The 25,723-nt window shown below is 56.6% G+C and carries 21 protein-coding genes, 1 pseudogene and 1 riboswitch; of the genes and pseudogenes, 13 read left to right on the top strand and 9 right to left on the bottom strand.

Features of this window, described 5'->3' with window-relative positions:
* The first annotated feature begins 259 nt into the window (after positions 1–259).
* Positions 260–1,378 carry an ABC transporter ATP-binding protein gene (locus tag ACZ3HG_RS05195; protein WP_191932719.1) on the top strand — a complete coding sequence of 373 codons (1,119 nt, stop codon included), beginning with the start codon at positions 260–262 and terminating at the stop codon, positions 1,376–1,378.
* Between the two features lie 178 nt (positions 1,379–1,556).
* Here ACZ3HG_RS05195 and ACZ3HG_RS05200 read toward each other — a convergent pair whose 3' ends face one another.
* From ACZ3HG_RS05200 to ACZ3HG_RS05220, 5 genes are all read right to left on the bottom strand, one after another.
* Complete coding sequence (locus ACZ3HG_RS05200; protein WP_465332121.1) at positions 1,557–2,984, bottom strand: carbohydrate porin; 1,428 nt, start codon at positions 2,982–2,984, stop codon at positions 1,557–1,559.
* Between the two features lie 157 nt (positions 2,985–3,141).
* Positions 3,142–3,444, bottom strand: coding sequence for a PTS lactose/cellobiose transporter subunit IIA (locus ACZ3HG_RS05205; protein ID WP_191932721.1), 303 nt, complete (start codon positions 3,442–3,444; stop codon positions 3,142–3,144).
* Positions 3,437–4,837, bottom strand: a complete 1,401-nt coding sequence (locus ACZ3HG_RS05210) for a glycoside hydrolase family 1 protein (RefSeq protein ID WP_465332123.1) — start codon at positions 4,835–4,837, stop codon at positions 3,437–3,439. Before ACZ3HG_RS05210 ends, ACZ3HG_RS05205 begins: the two co-directional genes overlap by 8 nt.
* Positions 4,838–4,857: 20 nt before the next feature.
* Entirely contained in the window at positions 4,858–6,189 is a 1,332-nt protein-coding gene (locus ACZ3HG_RS05215) for a PTS sugar transporter subunit IIC (RefSeq protein WP_191932723.1), read from the bottom strand.
* A gap of 11 nt (positions 6,190–6,200) precedes the next feature.
* The gene (locus tag ACZ3HG_RS05220) at positions 6,201–6,515 is read right to left on the bottom strand and encodes a PTS sugar transporter subunit IIB (protein ID WP_191936997.1); all 315 of its coding nucleotides are present in this window, start codon (positions 6,513–6,515) and stop codon (positions 6,201–6,203) included.
* 295 nt (positions 6,516–6,810) lie between these two features.
* Here ACZ3HG_RS05220 and ACZ3HG_RS05225 point away from each other — a divergent pair, with 295 nt between their 5' ends.
* Together ACZ3HG_RS05225 and ACZ3HG_RS05230 are read left to right on the top strand one after the other, a co-directional pair.
* Positions 6,811–7,764: a LacI family DNA-binding transcriptional regulator gene (locus tag ACZ3HG_RS05225; RefSeq protein ID WP_191932725.1), complete on the top strand. Its 954-nt coding sequence runs from the start codon at positions 6,811–6,813 to the stop codon at positions 7,762–7,764.
* 356 nt (positions 7,765–8,120) lie between these two features.
* Positions 8,121–10,058 (top strand): methyl-accepting chemotaxis protein, encoded by a 1,938-nt coding sequence (locus tag ACZ3HG_RS05230; RefSeq protein ID WP_191936996.1) that lies wholly within the window; start codon positions 8,121–8,123, stop codon positions 10,056–10,058.
* 51 nt (positions 10,059–10,109) lie between these two features.
* Here the strand turns inward: ACZ3HG_RS05230 and ACZ3HG_RS05235 are convergent, their stop codons facing one another.
* Positions 10,110–11,120, bottom strand: a complete 1,011-nt coding sequence (locus ACZ3HG_RS05235; protein WP_465332126.1) for a LacI family DNA-binding transcriptional regulator — start codon at positions 11,118–11,120, stop codon at positions 10,110–10,112.
* A gap of 263 nt (positions 11,121–11,383) precedes the next feature.
* On the opposite strand from ACZ3HG_RS05235, the gene ACZ3HG_RS05240 reads away from it, so the two are divergent.
* The 3 genes from ACZ3HG_RS05240 (at position 11,384) to ACZ3HG_RS05250 (ending at position 15,504) form a co-directional block, all read left to right on the top strand.
* Positions 11,384–12,649, top strand: a complete 1,266-nt coding sequence (locus ACZ3HG_RS05240) for an MFS transporter (protein ID WP_191932728.1) — start codon at positions 11,384–11,386, stop codon at positions 12,647–12,649.
* Positions 12,646–14,073, top strand: coding sequence for a glycoside hydrolase family 32 protein (locus tag ACZ3HG_RS05245; protein ID WP_465332128.1), 1,428 nt, complete (start codon positions 12,646–12,648; stop codon positions 14,071–14,073). The genes ACZ3HG_RS05240 and ACZ3HG_RS05245 overlap by 4 nt, the downstream gene beginning before the upstream one ends.
* A 78-nt stretch (positions 14,074–14,151) precedes the next feature.
* Entirely contained in the window at positions 14,152–15,504 is a 1,353-nt protein-coding gene (locus ACZ3HG_RS05250; RefSeq protein WP_465332130.1) for a carbohydrate porin, read from the top strand.
* A 46-nt stretch (positions 15,505–15,550) separates the two neighbouring features.
* Here the strand turns inward: ACZ3HG_RS05250 and ACZ3HG_RS05255 are convergent, their stop codons facing one another.
* Positions 15,551–16,576, bottom strand: a complete 1,026-nt coding sequence (locus ACZ3HG_RS05255; protein WP_465332132.1) for an LLM class flavin-dependent oxidoreductase — start codon at positions 16,574–16,576, stop codon at positions 15,551–15,553.
* Positions 16,577–16,675: 99 nt separating this feature from the next.
* A riboswitch (TPP riboswitch) is annotated at positions 16,676–16,780 on the top strand.
* A gap of 64 nt (positions 16,781–16,844) precedes the next feature.
* On the opposite strand from ACZ3HG_RS05255, the gene ACZ3HG_RS05260 reads away from it, so the two are divergent.
* The 6 genes and pseudogenes from ACZ3HG_RS05260 to ACZ3HG_RS05285 all read left to right on the top strand — a co-directional run bounded on the left by ACZ3HG_RS05260 (position 16,845) and on the right by ACZ3HG_RS05285 (position 22,634).
* Positions 16,845–17,534: a TenA family protein gene (locus tag ACZ3HG_RS05260; protein WP_465332579.1), complete on the top strand. Its 690-nt coding sequence runs from the start codon at positions 16,845–16,847 to the stop codon at positions 17,532–17,534.
* A complete protein-coding gene (locus tag ACZ3HG_RS05265) occupies positions 17,531–18,277 on the top strand; it encodes an ABC transporter ATP-binding protein (RefSeq protein ID WP_465332134.1) in 747 nt (248 codons plus the stop codon). The genes ACZ3HG_RS05260 and ACZ3HG_RS05265 overlap by 4 nt, the downstream gene beginning before the upstream one ends.
* A pseudogene (locus ACZ3HG_RS05270) lies at positions 18,274–19,027 on the top strand (ABC transporter permease). The gene ACZ3HG_RS05265 and the pseudogene ACZ3HG_RS05270 overlap by 4 nt, the downstream one beginning before the upstream one ends.
* Positions 19,028–19,052: 25 nt before the next feature.
* Positions 19,053–19,988 carry an ABC transporter substrate-binding protein gene (locus ACZ3HG_RS05275; protein ID WP_191932733.1) on the top strand — a complete coding sequence of 312 codons (936 nt, stop codon included), beginning with the start codon at positions 19,053–19,055 and terminating at the stop codon, positions 19,986–19,988.
* Positions 19,989–20,180: 192 nt separating this feature from the next.
* Positions 20,181–21,395 carry an FAD-dependent oxidoreductase gene (locus tag ACZ3HG_RS05280; protein WP_465332136.1) on the top strand — a complete coding sequence of 405 codons (1,215 nt, stop codon included), beginning with the start codon at positions 20,181–20,183 and terminating at the stop codon, positions 21,393–21,395.
* 117 nt (positions 21,396–21,512) lie between these two features.
* Complete coding sequence (locus tag ACZ3HG_RS05285; protein ID WP_062743076.1) at positions 21,513–22,634, top strand: ABC transporter substrate-binding protein; 1,122 nt, start codon at positions 21,513–21,515, stop codon at positions 22,632–22,634.
* 151 nt (positions 22,635–22,785) lie between these two features.
* Here the strand turns inward: ACZ3HG_RS05285 and ACZ3HG_RS05290 are convergent, their stop codons facing one another.
* Both ACZ3HG_RS05290 and ACZ3HG_RS05295 read right to left on the bottom strand, forming a co-directional pair.
* A complete protein-coding gene (locus ACZ3HG_RS05290) occupies positions 22,786–23,817 on the bottom strand; it encodes a methionine synthase (RefSeq protein ID WP_191932736.1) in 1,032 nt (343 codons plus the stop codon).
* 27 nt (positions 23,818–23,844) lie between these two features.
* Positions 23,845–24,822, bottom strand: a complete 978-nt coding sequence (locus ACZ3HG_RS05295; RefSeq protein WP_191932737.1) for a DUF1852 domain-containing protein — start codon at positions 24,820–24,822, stop codon at positions 23,845–23,847.
* Between the two features lie 323 nt (positions 24,823–25,145).
* Here ACZ3HG_RS05295 and ACZ3HG_RS05300 point away from each other — a divergent pair, with 323 nt between their 5' ends.
* A complete protein-coding gene (locus ACZ3HG_RS05300; protein ID WP_191932738.1) occupies positions 25,146–25,355 on the top strand; it encodes a DUF6434 domain-containing protein in 210 nt (69 codons plus the stop codon).
* Positions 25,356–25,723 lie beyond the last annotated feature (368 nt).

Raw genomic sequence — 25,723 nt, forward strand, 5'->3', positions numbered from 1 at the left:
GCAAAGCCCGGTTAATATGCCTTGCAGAAGGAAAAGTGTTACAGCGTGTTGATGTCATACGCTACGCGGAACGGCGCGTGTCCTCCACCCTGTTCTCACTAATATGTGATCGGTATTACAGAAATCAAAATCCCCCCTAGGGTGCTCTGCAGCTGGGGTTTATAGTCAAGCCAGACGCCACAAGGGTTCGCGTGTCACAAAAGTGATTTGTAATACGTAATACATTTTTTCTTAAACACCCCTTTCGAAGAGGTTCCGCATGTCCAGCATCAGACTGAGAAACGTGTGTAAGCGTTTTGGCAAAACAGAAACGCTCAATAATATTCAACTGGATATTGAAGACGGTGAATTTACCGTGTTTGTCGGTCCTTCTGGCTGCGGCAAATCCACCCTGCTGCGGCTGATTGCCGGGCTGGAAGAAGTCAGTGACGGTGAGATCCTGATCGGTGATGAGTTAATGAACGACGTGGCTCCTGCCCACCGGGGCGTGGCGATGGTGTTCCAGTCCTACGCGCTTTATCCGCATATGACGGTGGCCGAAAATATGGGCTACGGCCTGAAGGTCAACGGCGTACCGAAAGAGAAAATTCGCCATCAGGTGGAGATGGTGTCCAAAACGCTGCAACTCTCTCACCTGCTGGAGCGCAAGCCGAAAGAGCTTTCCGGCGGCCAGCGCCAGCGCGTGGCGATCGGCCGGGCGATCGTGCGTAACCCGCGGGTATTTATGTTTGATGAGCCTTTATCGAATCTGGATGCGGAACTGCGCGTGGATATGCGACTGCATATTGCCAAACTGCACCAGGAGCTGAAAACCACCATGGTGTATGTCACGCATGACCAGATAGAGGCAATGACGCTGGCCGATAAAATCGTGGTGATGAACTACGGTAAGGTGGAACAGGTCGGCTCACCGATGGAACTCTACTACAACCCGGTAAACCGCTTTGTGGCCGGGTTTATCGGTTCGCCAAAGATGAATTTCCTGCCCGCGCACGTCGAGCACTGTAGCGCGCAGGCGCTGACCGTCACCGTTAATGAAGGGGCCAACAGGCTGGTGCTGCCCGCCCCGGCACGCCAGCTGCAACCCGGGGAGGAGCTGACGCTGGGCATCCGTCCGGAACATCTGCGGGTCAACAGCGATGCCACGCTGCATCTCGACTTCCACTGTGAAGTGGTGGAAAGGCTGGGGAATAACACCTACCTGTTTGGTCAGGTATATGGTCACGACGGCTTTAAAATGTTACTGCCGGGCGATGTTCACTTCCGGCCCTATCAAATGCTGCGTCCCGCCTTCTCTGCACACCAGTGCATGGTGTTCGATCGGGACGGGCTGCGGATCAGCGCGGATATTCCCCTGCCGCAGGACCAGGCGGCCTGAGCAGATCTGGATCGGCAACCCCGACATCCCAGCGCCCCTCAACATGCGCCATCCGTGGCGCGTCACATCTGGCTGACCGCAGGCTGAGGCAATGCCCGCTGTCCATTGTGTTCGCGCCAGGTTGAGAAGCGCCACGGTATCACGACCAGCTCAAAACCGGCCTGGTTTTACACCCTGATCAGAACCAGGCTTCCCACATCGCGCCAACGTTGAACGAATCCAGCTGGGTATCGTCATCGCTGCCGTTGATGCGCGCGGTGCGCTTGTTATCCACCTCGCCGCCGGTGACGTAGAAGCGCAGCATCGGACGGAACTCCGGCCCCATGGCGATTGATACGTTCTGCGACAGCGTCATCTTCCAGCCGTGGTTATCGCCGCCCTGGTCGTAGTCAACCCGCTGATAACCTGCTTCCAGCCACGTCGAATGCACGTCGTTCCACCAGTACATCGGCCGGACAATCGCGCCGTAGTTGCGGCGATCGTCGGTGTTATCCGCTTTATTGGAATAATCGTGGAAGGCCAGCAGATACTCCACCTGCGCCTGTTGGGTGAACTTATAGTTGCCTTCAAAGCTGGCGTAGACGGTGGTCAGCTCATCGGTTTTGTTGAACACGCTGTTGTCGGCGTTATTCGAGTAACGGGTGATCACTTTATTCACCCCGTTTTCCCCGGTGTGACTCAACACCGCACCGCCCTGCCAGGCCTTCAGACGCTCTTCGCTCTCGACAGCCTTAGAGTCAAAGCCGTAATTGGCATACAGCTCCAGATCCAGCGGGCCGACCTTCATGCCGTGTATTTTCGAGGTCAGCGCATAATTGCCTTTATCACCGGTCCCCGATCCGCCGGTACAGCTGATGCGCGACGGGTTGCCCTCTTCATCCATGATTTCCGGGTTACAGGCCTCAACAGCGGCCACCGTCGCCACGTCAAACTTCACGCCGCCCAGTTCGAAGTTTTTCACCCCGGCCCCCTGGCCGTCGTGGTTCATCCAGAAGTAGTCGTTAATCCCCTGCTGTGGACGCTGATGGAAGTCGCGCCCGGCCCACAGGTAGGCGTTAGGATTCGAGTCAAACAGGTTAGTGACGCCCGCGTAGGCCTTCTTGAGGTTCACCTCATCGCCCCAGTGGTCGATCATCACGTTAACGTCCCAGATGGCACCATTATCCCCCTTAAACGCTTTGGAAAGCTGGAACTCGCCGCCGTTGCCTTCGTTGCCCAGGCGACCGATGGCCGAGGAGCCGTTATAGGAGCCATCCACGCCGACAAATTTCTGGTCGCCGCCCTGGAACTGTGCTCCGTAGCGGGCATACCCGGTAAACTGGACGCCAAACGGGATCGCCATATCCGGTGACTGCGCGGGGGTTTGCGGCTCGGTGATCACATCGGCCTTTTTCGCCTCGGCCTTATCGATTTTCGCCTGGCGATCGGCGAGGGCTTTATCCACGGCTCCGTCTATTTTAGCCTGGCGTTCGGCCAGAGCTTTATCGACCGCCTTTGCCACGATGGCGTCTATCTGTTCCTGCGTAAATTCTTGTGCAACGACGTTTCCAGAGCAAAGGGCGGCCATCACCGCCAGGGTAACCGGCAATTGATTAACTAGTTTCATAATATTCTCATTATGACTCTGCCTTTTATCAGCCGGCACGAGGCCGCGCTGATAAAGCAGCGTGAGTGCTGTTATTTTGAAAGTAAGGTATCAGGCTATCATCAGAGTGAATTATTTTTTGCTATTTACGGTTTCTCCTGTGCGTAAGGGTTCACTATTAACGCTGATATAAATGAATAATTTCTTCAGATAATTCACGCGCCAGCAGCGAGGTCATTAAATGGTCCTGTGCATGAACCATAATTAACGTCATCGGCTGACGCCCTTCTCCGGCATCCTGTTCAATCAGCTTTGTCTGCATCTGATGGGCCTGCCGTGAGAAGCCGTCGGCTTCAGTCAGCAGCGCTTTCGCGTGCGCTATATCGCCACCGCGTGCCGCGTGCAGGGCTTCAAAGCACAGGCTGCGCGACTGCCCGGCATTGACGATGATCTCCATCACCGCTTCTTCTAAATCAATCATTGTTACCTTCCTCACCAAAGCCGTTATCTGCGGCAGTGCGGGCAAACCACTCTCCGCTTTTCTTCACCGTGCGCTGCTGTGTGGCTAAATCTAACTGCACGAAGCCGTAGCGGTTTTTATAACCGTTACACCATGACCAGTTATCAATAAACGTCCACATGTGATAGCCCAGGCAGTGGCTGCCTTCAGCGATCCCTTTATGCAGCCATTTAAGATGTCCGGTGACAAATTCAATGCGATAATCGTCCTGAATCTGGCCGTTCTCTGTGAAGCGCTGCTCATTTTCCACGCCCATCCCATTCTCAGAAATAAAGCAGCGCGGGTTATCATAATTAAGCCGTAAATTAGTCAGGATGTCATAAATCCCCGGCTCATATATTTCCCAACCCCGGTAGGGATTCATTTTTCTGCCGGGCATCTCGTAATGATCGAATAACCATTCCGGCATAAACGGTGAGTGTAAATTCACTGCACTGTCACGGCACTTCACGCGACGCGGCTGGTAATAGTTAATCCCCAGCAAATCGATTTTTCCCTCAGCAATTAATGCCCGGTCCCCCGGCTGGCAGGCCGGCAACTGCTCGTAACGTTGCAGCAGCGTCATCAGGTCCGCCGGATATTCGCCGCGCAGCACCGGATCGAGGAAGCTGCGGTTGAACAGCAGGTCGGCATGGCGTGCCGCTGTCACATCCGCCGGATGCTGAGAGCGCGGATAGGACGGCGTGAGATTGAGCACGATGCCAATTTCCCCGGGGAACGATCCTGCCCGGAACGCACGTACCGCCTGAGCATGAGCCAGCACGGTGTGGTAGGCCACCGTTGCCGCCCGTTTGAAATCGACCACGTTGGGATAGTGGAAGTCATACAGATACCCCCCTTCCACCGGGACAATCGGCTCATTAAAGGTAAACCAGTGCAGCACGCGGTCACCAAACAGCTCATAGCAGATTTTGGCATAGCGACTGAACGCGGCCACCACGTCACGACTCTCCCAGCCGCCCTGCTGCTGCATGGCTACCGGCATATCAAAGTGGAACAGGGTAATAAACGGCTGGATCCCCTGTGCCAGCAGCTCATCAATCACGTTGTTATAGAACGCCACGGCCTGCGGGTTCACCGCCCCCGTACCGTCCGGGATCAGCCGCGACCAGCTCAGTGAGGTGCGGTAACTGTTATGATTAAGCTGTTTCAGCAACGCAATATCGTCACGCCAGTGCTGATAAAAACCCGACGTATCCTGTGGCCCCACCTGCTGGTGGAAGCGCTCCGGCTGGCTGGCATACCAGGCGTCCCAGGTGGTTTCACCGCGGGCTCCCGGCTGGCTTTCGCCTTCGGTTTGCAGCGCGGAGCTGGCACTGCCCCACCAGAAATTATCCGGAAATCGGTATTTCATTGTTTCACTCTCCATGATCATCAGTTAGTGCGGACGGTTTCGCCTGAGGGTGCGGCGGCACTTTGTACTTTCTGCTCTTCAGCTTTCAGTAACGAGCGCTCGTAGGCGCGCAGGAACGGCAGGTACATCAGGGCCGACATCACCATACAGACCAGACACATTATTACCGGGCTTAGGGCCCAGTTCGCCGCCCAGGACGCGCCTATCGGTGCAGGTGTGGTCCACGGCGTAAGGGATACCACCTGCGCCAGCCACCCCAGTTTGGTTGCCCCATAGGCCAGGCAGGCGTTGACCATCGGTACGCAGATAAACGGCAGAAACAGCATCGGGTTCATGATGATCGGCGCGCCAAACAGGATCGGCTCATTGATATTAAAGAAGCTCGGCACCACGCCCATTTTGCCGATGGTCCGCAGATGGGTGACGCGGCTGCGCAACAGCAGGAAGGCCAGCGGCAGCGTGGAGCCCACCCCGCCGATCAGCAGGTAGTGATCCCAGAAGCCCTGTAAATAGATGTGCGGTAACGCGGAACCCGCCGCCAGCGCCGCCTGGTTTGCCGACAGGTTGGCCATCCAGAACGGGTTCATAATCCCGGTCACAATCAGCGCACCGTGGATGCCGGCAAACCAGAAGATCTGGCACAGCAGTACGGACAGCAGAATAGCGGGCAGGGAATCCGACGCCGATACCAGCGGCTCCAGCAGGTGCATGATCGCCTGCGGCATAATCATGCCGGTCTGCGCTTCAATAAACAGATTCAGCGGGTGCAGCGTGCCCATCACCACCACCACCGGGATCAGGATTTCAAAGGAACGCGCCACTCCGGTCGGCACCTCTTTCGGCAGGCGGATGGTGATATTGTTCTGTTTCAGCCAGGCGTAAACCCGCGTGGAGTAGATGGCGGTGATCAGCGCGGTGAATATCCCCTGCCCGGAGAGATACTGCGTCGAAATATGCCCGTCAGAATAGGGGGCGGCGACCAGAAGAAATGCCATAAACGCCAGCAGGCCGGCCATCACCGGATCCAGATTAAACTGTCGCCCGAGGCTGGCACCGATCCCCACGGAGATAAAGAAGGTCATGACCCCCATGCTGAGATTAAACGGCAGCATCAGCTGTTCACGGTAAGTCAGGGAGAAGTCCAGCCAGCCGCGGGCAAAACTGTTGGTGGTCTCCGCCGAGAACGGCGGAAAGATAAACACCAGCATAAACGAGCCGATGATCATAAACGGCAGTGCGGCGGTAAAGCCGTCGCGGATGGCAATGACATACTTCTGCTGGCCGAGACGCCCCGCCAGCGGGGTAATCGATTGCTCGATAACGGCAATCATGGACTGATATAACGAACTCATATGAACACCTTTTAGTGAACCGCGTTAATCAAAGACAGCGCGAAGTCCAGCACCTTGTCGCCGCGCTGCATGCCATAGTCCATCGGATCGATGGGCTGAACGGGAATGCCCTGTGCGGCCGCCTTTTCTGACAGGGTTTTCAACATATATTTGACCTGAGGCCCCAGCAGTACGACCTGATAGTGAGGGAACTGGTTATCGAACTCGGCAACGCCGTAGGCTTCAATATCCACGTCCAGCGCCCTTTCCTTCGCCGCCTCGACCATTTTCCTTACCAGCATACTGGTCGACATCCCGGCAGAGCAGCACAGCATAATCCTGACCATAAATCCTTCACCTCAAAATGTAATGGAACGTAAATGTGGAAACGATTGGACACCATACGGAAACCGTTTTCCATAAAGCGGAAACAGAACTGTGAACCTCATCATAAACCCCTACTGAAAAGGGATTTTTCCGCGATTCACATCACAGAATTACCGCCGATATGGACACTTTTGAGATGATATGGAAAATCGGTTTCCATGATTTGAGGAAGACGCTATACTGGCGGTGGCGAATTTTGCGCCATTATTGCGGCCAGTCTGGCCGGTTTGATATTGCGGCGTTCAGGGGAGATAAATGTCAACAATCAACGATGTATCGCGTCTGGCTGGGGTGTCCAAAGCCACCGTATCACGGGTGTTGAGCGGGTCGCGCGGGGTGAAAGAAGCCAGCCGCCTGGCGGTATTACAGGCTGCTGAAGAGCTCAATTACCGGCCAAATGTCATTGCCCAGTCTTTACTCTCCCAGTCCACCGGCTGCATTGGCGTGATTTGCGCCCAGGAAAATATTAATCAGACCACCGGCTACCTCTACGCGCTGGAAAAACAGCTCAGTCAGCACCAGAAACATCTGCTGCTGCGCTTTGCCAACAGCAAAGCCGGGGTGATGAATGCGCTGGATGAACTGTCCTGCGGCCTGTGTGACGACGTCTTGATTATCGGTGCCCGCTTCCCGCTGGATATTGCCGATGACCACGTGATCCTGATCGACTGTGTCGATGCCGACACGCCGAACAGCATCCAGTTTGATCACGCCTTCGCGGCGGAAACCGCCTGCAATTATCTGATCAGCCAGGGACGACGCCAGATTGCCCTGATCCATCCGGATACCCGGGGCCACGCCGACCAGGTTTTGCTTGGCTATAAGCTGGCGCTGGAGAACAATTTTTTGCCATTTAACCGTAATCTGGTGTTTATGGATTCCACCACCTCCTCCGTGGCGGTGCAGGTACTGCTGAACAATGCCACTACCGTCAACTTCAATGCCCTGCTGGTGGCAGACGAGCAGGAGGCACAGCGGGTCATCAGCCAGCTCCAGGCGTTTAATAAGGCGGTACCCGGCGATATTATGATCTTCAGCCTGGCGGGTTCGCTGGATTTGCCCGGCATCCCGACCATTCCCTCCATTGAATATTCAATGGACGCCATGGCGGCGCGCATCGTCAGCTGGCTGACGGAAAAAACCCAGGATATGCTGGGTGCCTGCGTACTGAGGGGTGATTTGATTATCCCGGATAGCCGTAAACGCTAGGGGTTGGCCGCACTGAACTGAGCGAAAACGCCCGGGCGCAGGCTCCGCTGTCTGCGCCCAAAACATCCCGCGACCTTCCAGGCCCGTGCCGACGAATAACTGCCCCCCTGGCTGTTTATCCTTTCCGCGCATCCCCGCCTGCCGTTTCGCTTTATCCCCTGCCAGGCTGTCAATCCATCACAATAAAAATCATTGTTTTAAATTCAGCGGGATAAAAACATTTAGCGCTAAATTGTAAATAAACATTAATGATCGCTTTCATCAGGCCGATAGGTTCTTCGAAGCAATGTCTTAAAAAATACGCCTGGGGAAGAGACACCTCCAAGACCATTAATTATGTTTATAAGGGATTTAATATGATTACGCGCGCATTTGATTTCAATAATTACTCAATAGGAAAAAAACTGTTTTCAGGTTTTATTCTGTTGATCGCCATCATTATTGGCATATCCGGATACAGTATTTCTTCTTTAAAATCCATTGAGCGTAACTCGATAAAAACCCAGATCACCAATGACATTGGTAATCTGCTGGATACCGCCAGAAGAAACCGCCTGCTCTATATGCAGACCGGTGACGAACAGAAAATGAAAGAAAACGGTGAAGCCATCCAATCCATGCAGGCACTGCACAGCGAGGCTGGCAGGTATAACTGGCGCGGGGACACTAAGGCCCACTTCGATCAGCTCGGTGGCCTGATCCGCAACTACAGCCAGCTGCGTACCACCTTCCATGAGAAAAGCGTTCAGAGCAATCAGCTGTCACAGAAAGTCCACCAGTACAGTGACAAACGCACCATCGCTGACCTGCAAAGCCAGATTAAGAATACCGCGCCCGAGGCTGACGTCAGTGCCAGACTGTATGATCTGCTGTTTGCCTTAACCCTGCTCAGTGAAGCGGCAGATAACCTGGTGGTCCAGCACACCCCGGACGCTTTATCCCGCTTCGAACAGGCCTTCACCCACGCGGAGTCACTGTACAGTGATGCCCAGACCAGCGCCTCCGACAGCACCCGCGCTGTGCTGACCCCGGCATGGGAACGTTATCAGGCGCTGAAAAGCGCCGTTGACACCTTCCTGCCCGCCATCGCCGCCACGCAGAAAGCTGCCGACGCCATGGGCACCGGCGCAGAGTCGCTGAACCGGTCGACCCAGGAGCTGATCGCAGCCCAGGCAGACTTCAATAATCAGCTGATTGTTAACACCATTATGATTATCTCGGCGCTGTCGCTGGCGGGCGTGGTTGCCGGACTGCTGACGGCCTGGGTCATCACCCGTAAGATCACCCGTCCCGTTGGTGAAAACCTGGCGCTGGCCCAGCGTATTTCCGCAGGCGACCTGACGGCAGAGATCGCGGCGTCCTCAACGGATGAGCTTGGCAGACTGACGCAAACCATGGGGGCCATGAACACGCGGTTGCGCGACATGATCTCGGGCATCCGTGAAAGCGTCAGCCATCTTGCCAGCGCCTCGTCACAGATTGCCGCCGGAAATACGGACTTAGCCTCCCGCACCGAACAGCAGTCAGCGGCCGTGGTACAAACCGCCTCCAGCATGGAGGAGCTGACGTCGACGGTAAGGTTAAACGCCGATAATGCCCAGCAGGCCAGCAAACTGGCCGCCAGCGCCAGCGCCGATGCACGCAAAGGTGGCCAGATTGTGGGTGAAGTGGTCAGTACGATGAACGGTATTGCGACCAGTTCGAAGAAGATCACCGAGATTATCAGCGTGATCAACGGCATTGCTTTCCAGACCAATATTCTGGCGCTGAACGCGGCGGTAGAAGCCGCCAGAGCGGGTGAACAGGGACGCGGGTTTGCCGTGGTCGCGGGGGAAGTCAGAACGCTGGCGCAGCGAAGCGCGGATGCCGCGAAAGAAATTGAATCGCTGATCAATGATTCCGTGGCGCGCATTGGCACCGGGACGGAGCTGGTCAACCGCGCCGGAGCCAGCATGGAGGATATCGTCAGTTCGGTGACCCACGTCAGCCAGATTATTGACGAAATTTCCAGCTCTTCCAGTGAACAGCGTCAGGGGATTGAGCAAATCGGTAAAGCCGTCACCGAGATGGACTCCACCACCCAGCAAAACGCCACGCTGGTTCAGGAGTCTTCGGCTGCCGCCATTTCGCTGGAACAGCAGGCGAAAAAACTCAGTGAGATGGTCGCTATCTTTAAAATCTCTGCCAGCCAGGTACACGAAGGTGAGTGGGTAAGCGGCGCGGCGCAGACGCCAGCGCTTGCCGTGCCGTCCCGACCGGCTAAAGCGGCAGAAGAGGAGTGGACCTCGTTTTAACGCCAGTACCTGCCCGCTGAACGTCTGGCGGGCAGGCGCAGGCCATCGCCATCAGGCTGGCCTGCGGGCAATCGACGCTCTCTCCAGCCACGGGCTGGGAACGCGGACCGTGTTCTGATGCGTCTGACCGTTGATGATATGCAGCGCACTGAGGCGGCCAATATCATAGTGCGGAAGCTGCACCGTCGACAGCGGCGGCAGGAACAGATCGCCAATACCCACCATATTGTCATACCCCAGCACGGCCACCTCTTCGGGAATACGGACGCCTTGCGCCAGCAGGGTCTGATAAACCATAAACGCCACCCGGTCATTGCCGCAGATCACCGAATCAAAAACGGGTTTCCCCCGGGAAAACTGCGACAGAACGCTGGCCGGGATATCGCGATAATGCTCATCGCCATAGGTCATATAGCGGTGGGTCAGGCTCTCCGTGTCAATGCCGGCTTCATGGCAGGCGCGATCCAGCCCCTGACGCCGCCGGCGCGTGGCCAGATGCTGCGACGGCAGATGCAGGCATAGCGGACGGCGATACCCGGCGGCGAACAGCCCTTTTGCCCCGGCGTACTGCCCCTGCTCATCGTCCGGGATATAGCTGGCTACCGGCTGGTGCAGACTTTCACAGTTGGCCAGCACGCAGGGAAGCGTCAGCAGCTTTTCCGGGACCGGCACCTGCCGCAGGCCCATCGTCGTGTAAATAATGCCGCCCGGCCGGTGGGAAAGCAGCAGATCGACCATGGTTTCCGGGCTGTCGTCCGAAAACATATTCACCACAAAACTGTTCCAGCCGTGCGCGCGCGCCGTCTCCTCAATCGACAGGGTGATCTCCACGGAAAAGGGCGTGGTCACGGTATCCAGCGCCAGCACGCCGATGGTTCTTGGCGTTGCACGTGCGCCACGGATCTTTTTGGCTGACAGATCGGGCACATAGTTCAGCTCCCGGATTGCCGCCTGCACCCGGATCAGCGTTTCAGGCTTTAACCGCTCAGGGGCATTGAGTGCCCGTGAAACGGTCATCAGGGAAACTTCTGCACGCTGTGCCACATCTTTTAATGACGCCATAACCTTCTGTCCTGATTTAAGCCATCGCCGTCCACGACTGTGCGTAAGGCTATACAACTCCCTTTATGAAGTAAAAAGGAGCCTGCGATATTTTGACCCCCGCCGCCGAAACCAGCCTCACACCGTCAAAAAAGTTGATCGCCGTCTCAGTTTGATAATGTTAACGTTAACCTCTGTGATTAACATCATATATCGCCGCCAATACGCTGCTCAACCACAGAATGTTAACGTTATCATGCGCCATCTTCCTTACTGAGACCATAATGATGAAAAAACATCATTCTCGTAGTTATCCGCTGTTGAGCGCCCTGCTGTTCTTCTTCTTTGTGAGCTGGTCCTCCTCCAGCTCGCTGTTTTCCATCTGGCTGCATCAGGAAGTGGGGATGCGGGCCTCGGACACCGGGATTATTTTCTCTGTGCTGTCGGTGTCGGCGCTGTGCGCGCAGGTCTGCTACGGCTTTATTCAGGATCGGCTGGGCTTACGGAAAAACCTGTTGTGGTACATGACCGCCCTGTTGATCCTCTCCGGCCCGGCTTTCTTACTGTTCGGCTACCTGCTGAAAATCAATATTTTAGCCGGCAGCATCTTTGGCGGACTGTTCGTGGGCATGACCTTTAACGGCGGCATCGGCGTGCTGGAATCTTATACCGAGCGCGTGGCACGGCAGAGCACCTTTGAGTTTGGTAAAGCCCGCATGTGGGGTTCGCTGGGCTGGGCGGTGGCGACCTTCTTCGCCGGGCTGCTGTTTAATCTCAACCCGAAACTCAACTTCCTGGTGGCCTCCTGCTCTGGCGTGGTGTTCTTTATTCTGCTGGCGCGGCTTAACGTCAGCACCCCCGCCAGCCTGGAAAAGCTGGAGACCGGCATCAGTAAAGTGACCCTGGAAGATGCCCTGCGCTTACTGACCCTGCCCCGCTTCTGGGCGCTGGTGTTCTTCGTGGTCGGCACCTGTATTTACGGGGTGTACGATCAGCAGTTCCCGGTCTACTTCGCCTCCCAGTTCCCCACCCTGCGCGAAGGCAATGCCATGTTCGGCTACCTGAACTCCTTCCAGGTCTTTCTGGAAGCCGCCGGCATGTTCTGCGCCCCGTGGCTGGTAAACCGTATCGGCGCTAAAAACGGGCTGATCTTTGCCGGGATGGTGATGGCGCTGCGCATGGTGGCGTCAGGTATGGTGGAAGGCCCGCTGCTGATTTCCATCACCAAACTGCTGCACGCGCTGGAACTGCCGGTGCTGCTGGTGTCCATTTTTAAATACAACAGCCTGCATTTTGACAAACGCCTCTCCTCAACCCTGTACCTGGTGGGCTTTGCCTGCACCAGCTCGGTGATTGCAACGGTATTGTCCCCGCTGGCGGGCTACAGCTACGAGAAATATGGCTTTGCTCAGTCCTACCTGATCATGGGGCTGATGGTGTTCTGCACCACCTTTTTCTCCGTCTTCCTGCTGCGTAATCAGAAATCCTTATCAGAAGGCGCGCCTCCGGCCCCTTCTTCCCCCTCACTACTCAAGAGTGAACAATCATGACATGTCGACTTGAAGATGCTGAACAGGCGCTGATCCGCCAGCGCGACCAGATTACCCTCCGCTGGTATCCCCGTTATCATCTTGCTCCCCAGGCGGGATGGATGAACGACCCGAACGGGCTGGTATGGTTTGACGGCTGGTATCACGCCTTTTATCAGCATCATCCCTACTCCACGCAGTGGGGGCCGATGCACTGGGGCCACGCGCGCAGCCTTGACCTGGTCAACTGGGAGCATTTGCCCGTCGCCCTGGCACCGGAAGGGCCGGAAGATAAAGACGGCTGCTTTTCCGGTTCAGCGGTGGTCAACGGGGATGAGCTGGCGCTGATTTACACCGGCCATAAATTTCACGGCGACCCCTCCAGTGACGATAACCTTTACCAGGTGCAGTGCCTGGCCACCAGCCGGGATGGCATCCACTTCAGCCGTCAGGGTCAGGTGCTGGATACCCCTGCCGGGCTGCATCACTTCCGCGATCCTAAAGTGTGGCGGGAAGGGCGGCACTGGTACATGGTGGTCGGTGCCCGTGAAGCGCATACCGGGCAGGTCAGGCTTTACCGTTCTGACGATCTGCACCGCTGGGAAGATGCCGGAATACTGGCTGAGGCCCCGCCGCACCTCGGCTTTATGTGGGAGTGCCCGGACTTCTTCACCCTGGCAGGCAAACAGATCCTGCTGATGTCCCCCCAGGGCATCCAGGCCCGGGGCTATGACCACCGCAACCTGTTCCAGAGTGGTTATATTGTCGGCCACTGGCAGCCGGGAGCCGACTTTACCCAAGAGGGCGACTTCACCGAACTGGATCGCGGCCATGATTTTTATGCCCCGCAGACCTTCGTCACACCGGATGGCCGCCGGATAGTGATGGCGTGGATGAACACCTGGGAATCAGCGATGCCAGAGCAGCAGGACGGCTGGTGCGGCATGCTTACCCTGCCCCGGGAGCTCACCCTGACGGCCGATCATCGTCTGCAGATGACCCCGGCGCGAGAGGTGGAATGCCTGCGCCAGAGCTGGCACCCGTGGCCTGCCGGGAAGCTAAAAAACCAGCAGCAGTGCGTCATGGAAAATTGTGAAATCAGTGAGGTACTCATCAGCTGGAACCGGGCCACCAGCGATGCGGAACAGTATGGCATCAGCCTGTCAGACGGTCTGCGCCTGTATGTCGACAGCCAGTCCCAGCGCCTGTTGCTGGCACGTCACTATCCGCTATGCGGTCTGAGTGGCGAACGTAGCGTCGCGCTCCCTGCCGGGGATACGCTCTCCCTGCGCATCTTCTTTGACCGCTCCTCGGTGGAAGTGTTTGTCAACGATGGCGAAGCCTGCCTGACCAGCCGTATTTTCCCCGGGCAGCGTCAGCTGTCGCTGTTTGCCTGGTCCGGCAGCGCGGACGTCACCGCGTGTGGAGCCTGGGACTTAGCCTGACGCACTGCCCTGCTGCTCACCCGTGACCACGGGTGAGCCTTTTGCCTCCCTACAAAATCATGTGCAAGGAATTCATCGATGAAAATAGCCGTCGGGATGATGCTGTGCGCCGGGATCTTTCCGGTCACCCTGTTTGCTGAAAGTACCTTAACCGTTGAACAGCGTTTTTTATTACTCGAAGCGCGTTTGAAAAAGGCAGAAAACCGCGCCGACCGGGCAGAAGCGGAAATGGTGAAATTAAAACAGAACACCCGGGGGGATAACGCCGCCACCGCCCACGCGGGCACCGCTCGCCCCCTCGACGTGAGCCTGAACACCCCGGCGGAACTGCGTTTTTATGGCGATGTGGAATTTAATGGCGACGCGGCCAGCCGCACGGGCAGCCTGACATCGTTAAAAACCAGCAGCAATAAAAGCTGGGCTCCCGGCAATAAAGAACGCTGGGATATTAACGGCCGCATACTGTTAGGCGTGGAGGGGATCCGCCAGGGTACTGAGGGGAAATATGCCGGATTCAACGTTCAGCCGCTGGCCGATATTCGCGGAAAAATGAATCTGGACGATGCGGCTTTCTTTTTCGGTCAGAAAGACCACTGGCAGGTGAAGACCGGGCGGTTTGAAGCCTGGGATATGTTTCCCCTCAATCAGGACACCTTTATCGAATACTCGGGCAATACCGCTAACGATCTGTACAGCGACGGCTACGGCTATATCTACATGATGAAGGAGGCGCGTGGCCGCAGTAACAGCGGCGGTAACCTGCTGCTGAGCCAAACCTGGGATAAGTGGTACGTTGAAGTGAACACCCTGATTGAGGATGGCAGCGCGCTGTATGTGGATCAGCGTTATCACGGCCGCACGATGGAAAACCAGAAAAATGTGATGTACGTGCGCCCGGTCGTGGCATGGCGATCCGATATCTGGTCCGTCGCCGCCGCCATGGAAAGCAATATCGTGAATAACGCCTATGGCTATACCGACCGTGACGGCCGCTGGCGCGATCAGTCGGAGCGCACCGGCTACGGGCTGACCATGACGTGGAATACGTTAAAGAACAACCCGCAGAATGGCACCGTGGTGAACGTGAATACGGCCTATATGGATGCCCGGGAGGAAACCGACTTTAGCGCCGGGATTAATGCTCTCTGGCATCGTGTCGAACTGGGCTATATCTACGCCCATAATAATATCACGGAATTCTCAGCGTCCGGTGTCAGTGAGGAGTGTACCGCTGACTGCGCTATCTTCCAGCCGGGGCGCTACGACATTCATACCCTGCATACCTCCTGGCAGCTTCCCGATATCCTCGATATGCCCAACTTCACGGTCTATCTTGGCGGTTACGCGTCATGGCTGAATGCCGCCGATGACGATCGGGGAAATCATCAGCCACGTTACGGCGCACGCGTGCGGGCGAAATACCTCTTTTAACGCTGACGTCACCGCCAGGCACGCCTGGCGGTTCCCCAGCCCCCGCTTAGTTACGCCATCCCAGCCCTGGCGCCACATGCTTAAGGATCGCTTCAATGGTGTGTGCGCAGTAATCCACCCCCAGCTGATTCGGCACGGTGAGCAGCAGCGTATCGGCTTCGGCAATCGCTTCGTCCTGCGCCAGCTGTTCAATCAGCCGGTCAGGTTCTGCGGCGTAGCTGCGGCCAAAAATCGCCCGGGTTTTCTCATCAAGATACCCCACCTTATCCCCTTCTTTACCGCTGTTGCCGAAGTACGCCCGATCCTTCTCGTTCACCAGCGCAAAAATACTGCGGCTGACCGAGACGCGCGGCGTACGCAGGTGTCCCGCGGCTTTCCACGCTTCACGATAGGCGCGGATTTGTGCCGCCTGCTGAATGTGGAAAGGTTCGCCGGTTTCATCATCCTTCAGCGTCGAGCTTTGCAGATTCATCCCCAGCCTGGCCGCCCACACCGCCGTGGCATTGGAGCCCGCCCCCCACCAGATGCGGTCGCGCAGCCCTTCAGAGAACGGCTCCACGCGCAGCATGCCCGGCGGGTTAGGAAACATCGGCTGCGGGTTCGGTTTGGCAAAGCCTTCGCCGCGCAGCACATCCAGCAGCACTTCGGTGTGATGACGCGCCATATCCGACTCGTTTTCCCCTTCCGCAGGCTGATAGCCAAAATAGCGCCAGCCGTCGATCACCTGTTCAGGGGAACCCCGGCTGATGCCCAGCTGCAGACGCCCCCCTGAAATCAGGTCAGCGGAACCGGCATCTTCCGCCATATACATCGGGTTCTCGTAACGCATATCGATCACCCCGGTGCCAATCTCAATGCGCCGGGTTTTCGCCCCGACGGCGGCCATCAGCGGGAAGGGTGAACTTAACTGACGGGCGAAGTGGTGGACGCGAAAATACGCGCCGTCTGCGCCGAGCTCTTCCGCCGCCACGGCCAGGTCGATAGACTGTAGCAGGGCGTCAGCGGCTGAACGGGTGCCGGACTGCGGGGACGGTGTCCAGTGACCGAATGACAGGAATCCAATACTTTTCATAGGGTTTCTCAACAGGATAAAACGAATCAATTCAGTATAAGTACGCGCTATCTCGCCAGCTGGCAAGGATTGCTATCCAAAATGAATTATCGTATAACAATTCACTCCGAGGGGTGTCCTGTATGGGCTGAGATGGCGTAATAAGCCGAACCCTTTGAACCTGATCTGGGTCATGCCAGCGAAGGGACGGGTAGGCATTATTCTCGCCTGATCACACCTCCGCGCACCTGGATCGCCACTTAAATGAGGGGATTCTGTGTCGAACACCATTGAGCCTGTCGATTTCAGCCACGGCCTGTACGGACGTTTACGCCAGCAGGCGGGCAACGACTGGCAGGACTATGTGGCGCATCCGTTTATTCAGCAGCTCTCAACGGGCACGCTGCCCGAAACCGCCTTTCGCCGCTATCTGACCCAGGATTACCTGTTTCTGATCCACTTTGCCCGTGCCTGGGCGCTGCTGGTCAGCAAGCTGCGCACGCTGCCGGAGATGCGTGCCGCTACCGCCTCGCTCAATGCCATTGTCAGCGAACTGCCGCTGCACGTCCGCTACTGCGAGAGCTGGGGGCTGAACGAGGCACAGATGGCCGCTGAACCGGAGGCGGCAGAAACCATGAACTACACCCGCTACGTGCTGGATATCGGTCACTCAGGGGATGCGCTGGATCTGCTGGCCGCCCTGCTCCCCTGTGTGGCAGGGTATGCCGAAATCGGCCTGGGCCTGCTGGCCTCCCCCCGCACGGTGCTGGCAGGCAGCCCTTACGCTTCCTGGATCCGCAACTATGCGGACCCGGACTACCTGACCGGGGTACGTGCCGCCCTTGCACTGCTGGAAACGGTCGGCCAGCAGCGGGGAGCCGGCAGCCGCTTCCCTGCCCTGTCCGAGATTTTTACCACCGCTACCCGCCTGGAGTCGGCTTTCTGGCAGATGGGACTCAACGCGGTACCGACCCCGTGACCGCCCATTCCGCTTCGCCACCGCCGGGCATCGCGGTTCGCCATCTGACGCTGCGCTTCGGCCCGCGCCCGCTCTTCAGCGATCTCAGCGTGGATATTCCCGCCGGGCGTTTTGTTGCGCTGCTGGGGGCCAGCGGCTGCGGCAAAACCAGCCTGCTGAAGATCATTGCCGGGCTGCTCCCGCCCGATGCCGGTTCGGTCTGCGGCAGCGACGGCCTGCCGCTGGCCGGGCGCATCGCCTGGATGGGTCAGAAAGATCTGCTTTATCCGTGGCTGTCGATCCGCGACAACGTCACCCTCGGCGCGCGGCTGCGCAGGGAGCCCGTTGACAGTGCCCGGGCTGACCACCTGCTGGCGCGCGTCGGGCTGCACGACTATGCCGGCCTTCATCCCGCCGCCCTCTCCGGCGGCATGCGCCAGCGTGCGGCCATCGCCCGCACCCTGTATGAGAACCGCCCCGTTGTGCTGATGGACGAACCCTTCTCTGCGCTCGACACGCTGACGCGGGCGAAGATCCAGACGCTGGCCGCTGAGGTGCTGGCGGACCGCACCGTACTGCTGATCACCCACGACCCGATGGAAGCCTGCCGTCTGAGCCACCATCTGCTGGTGCTCTCCGGGCACCCTGCGGGCATCGACGACAGTCACACCATTGGCGGCCTGCCGCCGCGTGCGCCGGATGATGCCGACCTGCTGAAAAGCCAGGGGCAGCTGTTGCAACAGCTGCTGAGGGCGGCAGGATGAGGGCCAGCCTGGCAGGTCACGCTCGCGGGCTGATAATTTTTAGCGGACTGATCCTGCTGTGGTGGCTGGCCACCCTGAGCACGATCCCGGCCTTTTTGCTGCCCTCACCGGTCGCGGTGGCCAGTGCGCTGTGGGAGTGGCGCGCCTTTCTCGCTTATCACAGCCTGATCACCGCATCGGAAGTGCTGGCCGGGCTGGTGCTGGGCGTGTTGCTGGGGTCGCTGCTGGCCATCCTGATGATCGTCTCCCCCCCGTCTGCAGCGCTGGCTGATGCCGCTGGTGCTGACCAGCCAGGCCATTCCGGTATTTGCACTGGCCCCGCTGCTGGTTCTGTGGTTTGGCTTTGGCCTCAGTGCCAAAGTGGCGATGGCGGTGCTGGTGATTTTTTTCCCGGTAACGTCGGCCCTGTTTGACGGGCTCAGGCGGGTCAATCAGGACTACCTGGATCTGGCGCGCACCATGGGGGCCTCTGGCTGGGCCCAGCTGCGCCACGTCCGTCTGATGGCGGCGTTACCGGCTTTCGGTTCCGGCCTGCGGATGGCCGCCGCCGTGGCACCGATTGGCGCGATTATCGGGGAATGGGTCGGGTCCGCCGGAGGGCTGGGCTTCGTTATGCTGAACGCCAACGCACGCATGCAGACGGATCAGTGTTTTGCCGCATTGTTTATTCTGGTGCTGATGACCGTCTTACTCTGGATGGCCGTCGACACCCTGCTCCACCGCCTGATTAACTGGGCACCTGAATCATGATGATAACCTCTGGAAGGAAGATAAAATGATCAAGAACATCTGCGCCGGACTGCTGTTAAGCGGAGCCTGCAGCAGTGGGGCGATGGCTGGCGAGAAACTGACGCTGGTACTTGACTGGTACATTAATCCGGATCATGCGCCGATTATGGTGGCAGAGCAGATCGGTGCCTTTAAGGCCGAGGGACTGGACGTGACGATTATCCCGCCTTCCGACCCGTCGCTGCCGCCGCGTCTGGTGGCGGCCAGACAGGCGGACCTTGCCATCACCTATCAGCCCCAGCTGCATTTTTTCGCCGATGATGGCCTGCCGCTGGTCCGCGTGGGAACGCTGATTAACACACCGCTGAATACCGTCATCACCCTGGATAAGCGTATTACCTCCCCGTCAGGGCTGAAAGGCAAGACCGTCGGTTATTCGGTCAGCGGCATTGAACAGGTGACGCTGAGCACCATGATGAAGCATCAGAAACTCAGCCTGAAAGAGATAAAGATGATTAACGTTAACTTCCAGCTGACCAGCGCCCTGCTGGCCGGGCAGGTGGATGCGGTGATCGGCGGTTACCGCAATATTGAAGCGGAGGAGCTAAGGTTGCAGGGTAAAGATCCGGTGGTGCTCAACGTCGAGGATTACGGCGTACCGGCTTATGACGAGCTGGTGATTGTCGCCAACCGCGACAGCGTGAACGAACCGAAGGTGAAGAAATTCCTCGCAGCGCTGAAAAAAGGCAACGACTATCTGCAGAAACACCCGCAGGAGAGCTGGCTGGCCTTTGCTAAAGCGCACCCGGAACTGAACACGGAGCTGAACCGCGTCGCCTGGCAGAAAACCCTGCCGCTGTTTGCCCGCGATCCGGCATGGCTCGACGTGAAACGCTACACCGACTACGAGCAGTTCCTGTTTAACAATAAGCTGCTGAAAAAGATCACCCCGGTTGCAGACTACGCGGTGGAACTGCACTAACCCCCTGCGGGCGACCGGAAAAAAGGCGTTCATCACATCCCGTGTGCATCATCGGCACAGTCGCAGCAGCACTCTTCGATTGCCGGGTCGGGCTTCTTTTTCGCACGACCCGACCTTACCCGGCGATAAAAATTCGCCAGAGATAATGATAACTATTATCATAAATCTCACACCCACCTCCCCGGAGTCACTATGTCCCCCTTCCCCCCTGAACGCCTTACCACCGACTGCTGCATCGCAGGCGGCGGCCCGGCCGGACTGATGCTCGGCTACCTGCTGGCCCGCGCCGGTGTGCAGGTGGTGGTAATTGAAAAACACGACGACTTTCTGCGCGACTTCCGTGGCGACACCATCCATCCCTCCACGCTGCAAATCATGCACCACCTTGGCCTGCTCGACGAACTGCTGCAGCTACCGCACCAGCGTGCGCCGCGCCTGGAGGCAGAGATCGGCGGTGAAGAGGTGACGCTGGCGGATTTTTCCCGCCTGCCGGTCAAATGCCGCTTTATGGCGTTTATGCCGCAGTGGGATTTCCTCAACTTTCTGAAAGAAAAAGCCGCCGCCCTGCCGACGTTTTCGTTCTATCCCGCCACGGCCTTCAGCGAACTGCTGCATGACGCTGACCGCGTCGCCGGCGTGCGTGCCACCCATGCCAGCGGCAGCAGCGAGATCCGCGCAGCGCTGGTGGTGGGCTGCGACGGGCGGCACTCCAGGGTCCGACAGCAGGCCGGACTGACCGGGCGTTCGTTCGGTTCGCCACGGGATGTGCTGTGGTTCCCGCTCAACAAGCGTGACGATGACCCGGAATGGAACACCGGTCATAAAGGGCCGAAGCAGAACTTTATCATGCTCGATCGCGGCAGCTACTGGCAGTGTGGTTACTCCATCACCAAAGGGGATTACGAACCGATAAAGGAGAACGGGATTGAGGCGTTTAAACAGCAGGTTGCTGCCGTCGCCCCGTTCCCGGTTGAACGCATGACGGAGCTGACGGACTGGCAGCCGGTCAAACTGCTGGATATTCGTATCGACCGGCTGGATGCGTGGATGAAGCCCGGGGTGCTCTGCATCGGGGATGCGGCTCACGCCATGTCACCTATCGGCGGTGTCGGGGTGAACCTCGCCATCCAGGATGCGGTGGCCGCGGCCAATATTCTCACGCCCGCCCTGCGCAGCGGCAGCGTTCCCCTGCGTCTGCTAAAAAAAGTGCAGCAGCGGCGTCAGTTCCCTACCCGCGCCACGCAGTTTATCCAGATAAAGATGAGTGGCAAAAAGCGTAAAGAGGGGGAAAGCAGCCCGCTGCCGCGCATCATTAAACGTTTCCCGTTTCTGCCGTATGTCTTTGGCTGGATTATCGGTCTGGGCTTTCGCCGCGAGAAGCCGCGTCGTTTCAGGGCGCGGTCCTGAAACAGTCTCTTGCAACAACAGCATTTATCGTTCAGAGGTTGTTTAGCTTTCGTTTAACAACTGATGAATAAAAATGATAATAATTATCATCTCTTTTCTGGCAGGAATACCGATACCATGAGCCCGTTGAAAACCTTACCCGCGCTGCTGCTCGCCGCGATGCCATGCCTGGCGTTTGCCACCACCTATCCTGTGACCGTCACCGATATGGACGGACAGAAGCTGGTGATACAGCACCCACCGCAGCGGGTGATCCTGCAGGATGGCCGCGACATTCTGAACCTGGCATTGCTCGACCGTGAAGACCCGTTTAAGCGGGTGGTTGCCTGGAATAACCTGCTGAAAAAACAGGATACCGGCAGCTGGGAGATGCTGAAAAAACGCTGGCCCGAGGCAGACAAGATCCTCGACATGGGCTTTTCTGACCAGGGGGAAGTGAACCTTGAAACCGTCATCGCCAGAAAGCCTGACCTGATGATTGCCCAGCTGCGCGCCAAACCCGCCCTGCAACAGACCGGCGTCCTGGACCAGCTCAGTGCGCTGAAGATCCCGGTGCTGTTTGTCGATGATGAACTGCACCCGGTTAAGAATACCGCGGCCAGCGTCACTCTGCTGGGCACGGTGCTGGATCAGGAAGCGCGCGCGAAGGCCTACACGGATTATTACACGCAGAAGCTCAATGCCGTTCAGGCTGCGGTCAAAGACGTGTCGCCAAAACCGCGGGTGTTTGTTGAGCCGATTGCCGGCATCGGCGGCGGCGGGGCCTGCTGCTTCACCCACGGCCATAACGGCTGGGGCGCGTTAATTGAAGCGACGGGGGCAAAAAATATAGGTTCTGACCTGCTGCCGGGCACCAGCGGCACCATCGCAGTGGAGAAAGTGATCAGCCTGAACCCGGACTACTATGTGATGAGCGGCTCGAAGCGCGGCGGTAAAGCCAGCCCGGTGATCCCTCTGGGTTACAATACTGATATCAGCGAGATCAAAGCCAGCTTCGACCATCTGCGCGATCGTACCGGTGTGAAAGATATCCCGGCGGTGAAAGCGGGCAGAGTCGCCGCGGTTTACCACCACTTCTATAACCACCCGTATAACATTATTGGCATTGAAATGCTGGCGAAGGACTTCTACCCGCAGCAGTTCAGCCAGACCAACCCGACCGCGGACTATCATCACATTATCCGCACGTTCACCCAACTGCCGGATGAACCGATTAATATCGAATATCACCCGCAATAATCTTTTCCCGATCGCTGACCAATCGCGCTGAATATCAGCGCGATCGGTCTTTCCCTGCTGCCTAACCAAGTGAGCCGCATGCCTCCTCTGCGGGGCGGCTTACCGTCTGCGCTACAACATCGTTATGCAGAATGGCGACGATCTGATGGCGTTATTTCGCCGTCAGTTCCCGGCGCACGATCTCTGCGCCGGCGCTTAACGCCTGCAACTTACCTCTGGCAACCTGACGGGATAACGGGGTCATCCCGCAGTTGGTCGAAGGATAAAGCTTGTCGGCATCAACAAACTGCAGGGCCTTACGCAGCGTCTCCGCGACTTCCTCTGGGGTCTCAATGGTATTGGTTGCCACATCAATCGCCCCGACCATCACTTTTTTACCGCGGATCAGTTCAATCAGATCCATCGGCACGCGAGAGTTCTGACACTCCAGAGAAACGATATCGATGTTAGACGTCTGCAGCTTAGGGAAAATTTCTTCATACTGCCGCCATTCTGACCCCAGCGTTTTTTTCCAGTCGGTATTGGCTTTGATGCCATAGCCGTAGCAGATATGCACCGCCGTTTCACACTTAAGCCCTTCAATGGCCCGTTCCAGGGCAGCAATACCCCAGTCATTCACCTCGTCAAAGAACACATTAAACGCAGGCTCATCAAACTGAATAATATCGACACCAGCCGCCTCTAATTCTCTGGCTTCCTGATTGAGAATTTTAGCGAATTCCCAGGCCAGTTTTTCACGGCTTTTATAGTGGCTGTCGTACAGCGTGTCGATCATGGTCATCGGGCCTGGCAGTGCCCATTTGATTGGTTTGCTGGTTTGCTGGCGTAAAAATTTCGCGTCTTCCACGAACACCGGCTTCTGGCGGCTGACAGCACCGACCACGGTCGGCACGCTCGCATCATAGCGATTGCGAATTTTGACGATTTCACGTTTCGCAAAATCTACGCCGCTGAGGTGCTCAATAAAGGTGGTCACAAAATGCTGGCGCGTCTGTTCGCCGTCACTGACGATATCGATACCCGCCTGACGCTGATCTTCCAGGCACAGGCGCAGTGCGTCGTGTTTACCGTCGATCAGCTCGTCCCCTTCCAGTTTCCAGGGTGACCAGAGTGTCTCAGGCTGTGCAAGCCAGGACGGTTTCGGCAGACTGCCTGACGTCGATGTCGGTAACAAAATTTTCATAACAGGTGACCTTAATTTTTTAGTTAATCAAAGAACGTAATGGGCAGACCATTGCTCAAGAAGCGCACGGTAGGGTTTGATAAAATGTTCTTCAGTATATTTACCCTGCTCAATAGCCAGCTGGCTGCGTTCTTCGCGATCGTATACAATTTTCGTTAATACATAATCCTGCTGATTCAGGTCAGGCTGATATTCCTGCCCCGCCACCGCATTCGCATTATAAATTTCCGGGCGGTAGATCTTCTGGAACGTTTCCATGGTGCTGATGGTGCCGATCAGCTCCAGATCCGTGTAGTCGCCGGTCAAATCCCCGGTAAAATAAAAGGCTAGCGGCGCAACGCTACCTGACGGCATAAAATAACGCGCCTGCAGACCCATTTTATTGAAGTAATGGTCAGTCATTGACAGGGCATTTTGCTGATATTCCACACCCAGTACCGGATGGCGATAGTCAGTCCGGTGATAGGTATTTTTACTCGACACACTCAGACAGATCACCGGTGCTTTAGAAAAATGGCTTTTATAGGTATCCGAATTGACGAAACTTTTAAATAAGTTACCGTGCAGGTCACCGAAATTGTCGGGCGTACTGAATTCAGTGCTGTTCCTGTTGTGCTCTAACAGAACGACGCTAAAGTCATAATCACGCACGTAAGAGGAGAAATTATTGCCGGTGATACCCTCAATACGCTCGCCCGTTTTATGGTCCACAATATGGTTTTTCAGTATTTCGATCACCGGAAAGGGAATACCTTTCCCTTCAACATCCATGGCTACAGAAATAATTTCCAGCTCAACGGAATAACGATCGCCCTGTGGATTATCCTGACAGGCGAGCGTGTTAAAACGGTCGTCGATCATTTTCAGCGCATTGCGCAGATTGTCCTGACGCTTGTCCCCTCTGGCCAAATTAGCGAAGTTGGTCGTAATGCGCGTATTTTCAGAGGGATTATAATTTTCGTCAAAAGTAAGGCTTTTAATCGTAAATTTTAATTGATTATTCATCGTTAGCTTGTCCTGATTTCTGATATAAAAACCTGAAGGTATTTCTTGCTTTTTCAGTGTTTTTTACTTTAATTTTTCTGGTTTTCTTATTCAGTCATCTTCATACTGGCCAGAGCTTATTGCATGGCTTATTTATGACAGAGTCGCTGAATGAGTAAAAGTGATTTAATTTCACCGCTGCATGAGTCATCTTCATGATCGGTGGGCAGGAGCGGTTCTGGCATCATGGCTGAAGCGCTGACTGAGCGGGGCCTCTGCTGGACGCGGAAGAGACAAGGGCCGGTGACGTCATCACGATGACGCGTTATCAGGAACAGGCAAACATGAAAACTGACTGGCACAGCGCCGCGCTGACCCCTGAAACCCTGGTGGATGCAGGCTATAAAAATACGCAAAACGTCCGCCGCTTTATGATCGCACAGTGCGGTGAACGCTTTCGCTTCGACCGCGACTTTATGGCCTGGATACGAAATGACACGCGCAAAACTCTGGCGGAGGTTGTCGCCGAGTGGAAGCGCAGACATCCGGCATGAAAGTCATTATGAGTGCAGATATAGCCAGGTACGTTTTTACGTGTGTATCAGCGGATGTTCCGGTACCTGTCATTTTGAGAATTCTGCCAACGTTTATTAGGTGCCGCTGGCGGTGAAGCGAGAGAGACGGTAGCTCTCCGGGATCTTATCGTTCTTACCGCCGCGTAATTCTTCAGAAACCCGCCTGCCGATTGTAGCGGCGCATGTAACAGCTGGGTGCATAACTGCGACATAGACGCTCTCGCTCTCATCAGTAAAGCCAGGAACGGGATACCCATCCTGCAGAACAGGATTCACCTGTTGAGTATTGGGTGACAGAAGCCACTTCTGCGCCTCTGAGCCTGCTTCTCAGGCCCCCACCATGACCA

The organism is Erwinia sp. PME.40.26/001, assembly GCF_055556675.1.

What these genes read in the sequence shown, in the direction of transcription:
- ACZ3HG_RS05195 (WP_191932719.1), top strand. Translation starts at nt 260, where the DNA reads ATGTCCAGCATCAGACTGAGAAACGTGTGTAAGCGTTTTGGCAAAACA.
- ACZ3HG_RS05200 (WP_465332121.1), bottom strand. Translation starts at nt 2,984, where the DNA reads ATGAAACTAGTTAATCAATTGCCGGTTACCCTGGCGGTGATGGCCGCC.
- ACZ3HG_RS05205 (WP_191932721.1), bottom strand. Translation starts at nt 3,444, where the DNA reads ATGATTGATTTAGAAGAAGCGGTGATGGAGATCATCGTCAATGCCGGG.
- ACZ3HG_RS05210 (WP_465332123.1), bottom strand. Translation starts at nt 4,837, where the DNA reads ATGAAATACCGATTTCCGGATAATTTCTGGTGGGGCAGTGCCAGCTCC.
- ACZ3HG_RS05215 (WP_191932723.1), bottom strand. Translation starts at nt 6,189, where the DNA reads ATGAGTTCGTTATATCAGTCCATGATTGCCGTTATCGAGCAATCGATT.
- ACZ3HG_RS05220 (WP_191936997.1), bottom strand. Translation starts at nt 6,515, where the DNA reads ATGGTCAGGATTATGCTGTGCTGCTCTGCCGGGATGTCGACCAGTATG.
- ACZ3HG_RS05225 (WP_191932725.1), top strand. Translation starts at nt 6,811, where the DNA reads ATGTCAACAATCAACGATGTATCGCGTCTGGCTGGGGTGTCCAAAGCC.
- ACZ3HG_RS05230 (WP_191936996.1), top strand. Translation starts at nt 8,121, where the DNA reads ATGATTACGCGCGCATTTGATTTCAATAATTACTCAATAGGAAAAAAA.
- ACZ3HG_RS05235 (WP_465332126.1), bottom strand. Translation starts at nt 11,120, where the DNA reads ATGGCGTCATTAAAAGATGTGGCACAGCGTGCAGAAGTTTCCCTGATG.
- ACZ3HG_RS05240 (WP_191932728.1), top strand. Translation starts at nt 11,384, where the DNA reads ATGATGAAAAAACATCATTCTCGTAGTTATCCGCTGTTGAGCGCCCTG.
- ACZ3HG_RS05245 (WP_465332128.1), top strand. Translation starts at nt 12,646, where the DNA reads ATGACATGTCGACTTGAAGATGCTGAACAGGCGCTGATCCGCCAGCGC.
- ACZ3HG_RS05250 (WP_465332130.1), top strand. Translation starts at nt 14,152, where the DNA reads ATGAAAATAGCCGTCGGGATGATGCTGTGCGCCGGGATCTTTCCGGTC.
- ACZ3HG_RS05255 (WP_465332132.1), bottom strand. Translation starts at nt 16,576, where the DNA reads ATGAAAAGTATTGGATTCCTGTCATTCGGTCACTGGACACCGTCCCCG.
- ACZ3HG_RS05275 (WP_191932733.1), top strand. Translation starts at nt 19,053, where the DNA reads ATGATCAAGAACATCTGCGCCGGACTGCTGTTAAGCGGAGCCTGCAGC.
- ACZ3HG_RS05280 (WP_465332136.1), top strand. Translation starts at nt 20,181, where the DNA reads ATGTCCCCCTTCCCCCCTGAACGCCTTACCACCGACTGCTGCATCGCA.
- ACZ3HG_RS05285 (WP_062743076.1), top strand. Translation starts at nt 21,513, where the DNA reads ATGAGCCCGTTGAAAACCTTACCCGCGCTGCTGCTCGCCGCGATGCCA.
- ACZ3HG_RS05290 (WP_191932736.1), bottom strand. Translation starts at nt 23,817, where the DNA reads ATGAAAATTTTGTTACCGACATCGACGTCAGGCAGTCTGCCGAAACCG.
- ACZ3HG_RS05295 (WP_191932737.1), bottom strand. Translation starts at nt 24,822, where the DNA reads ATGAATAATCAATTAAAATTTACGATTAAAAGCCTTACTTTTGACGAA.
- ACZ3HG_RS05300 (WP_191932738.1), top strand. Translation starts at nt 25,146, where the DNA reads ATGAAAACTGACTGGCACAGCGCCGCGCTGACCCCTGAAACCCTGGTG.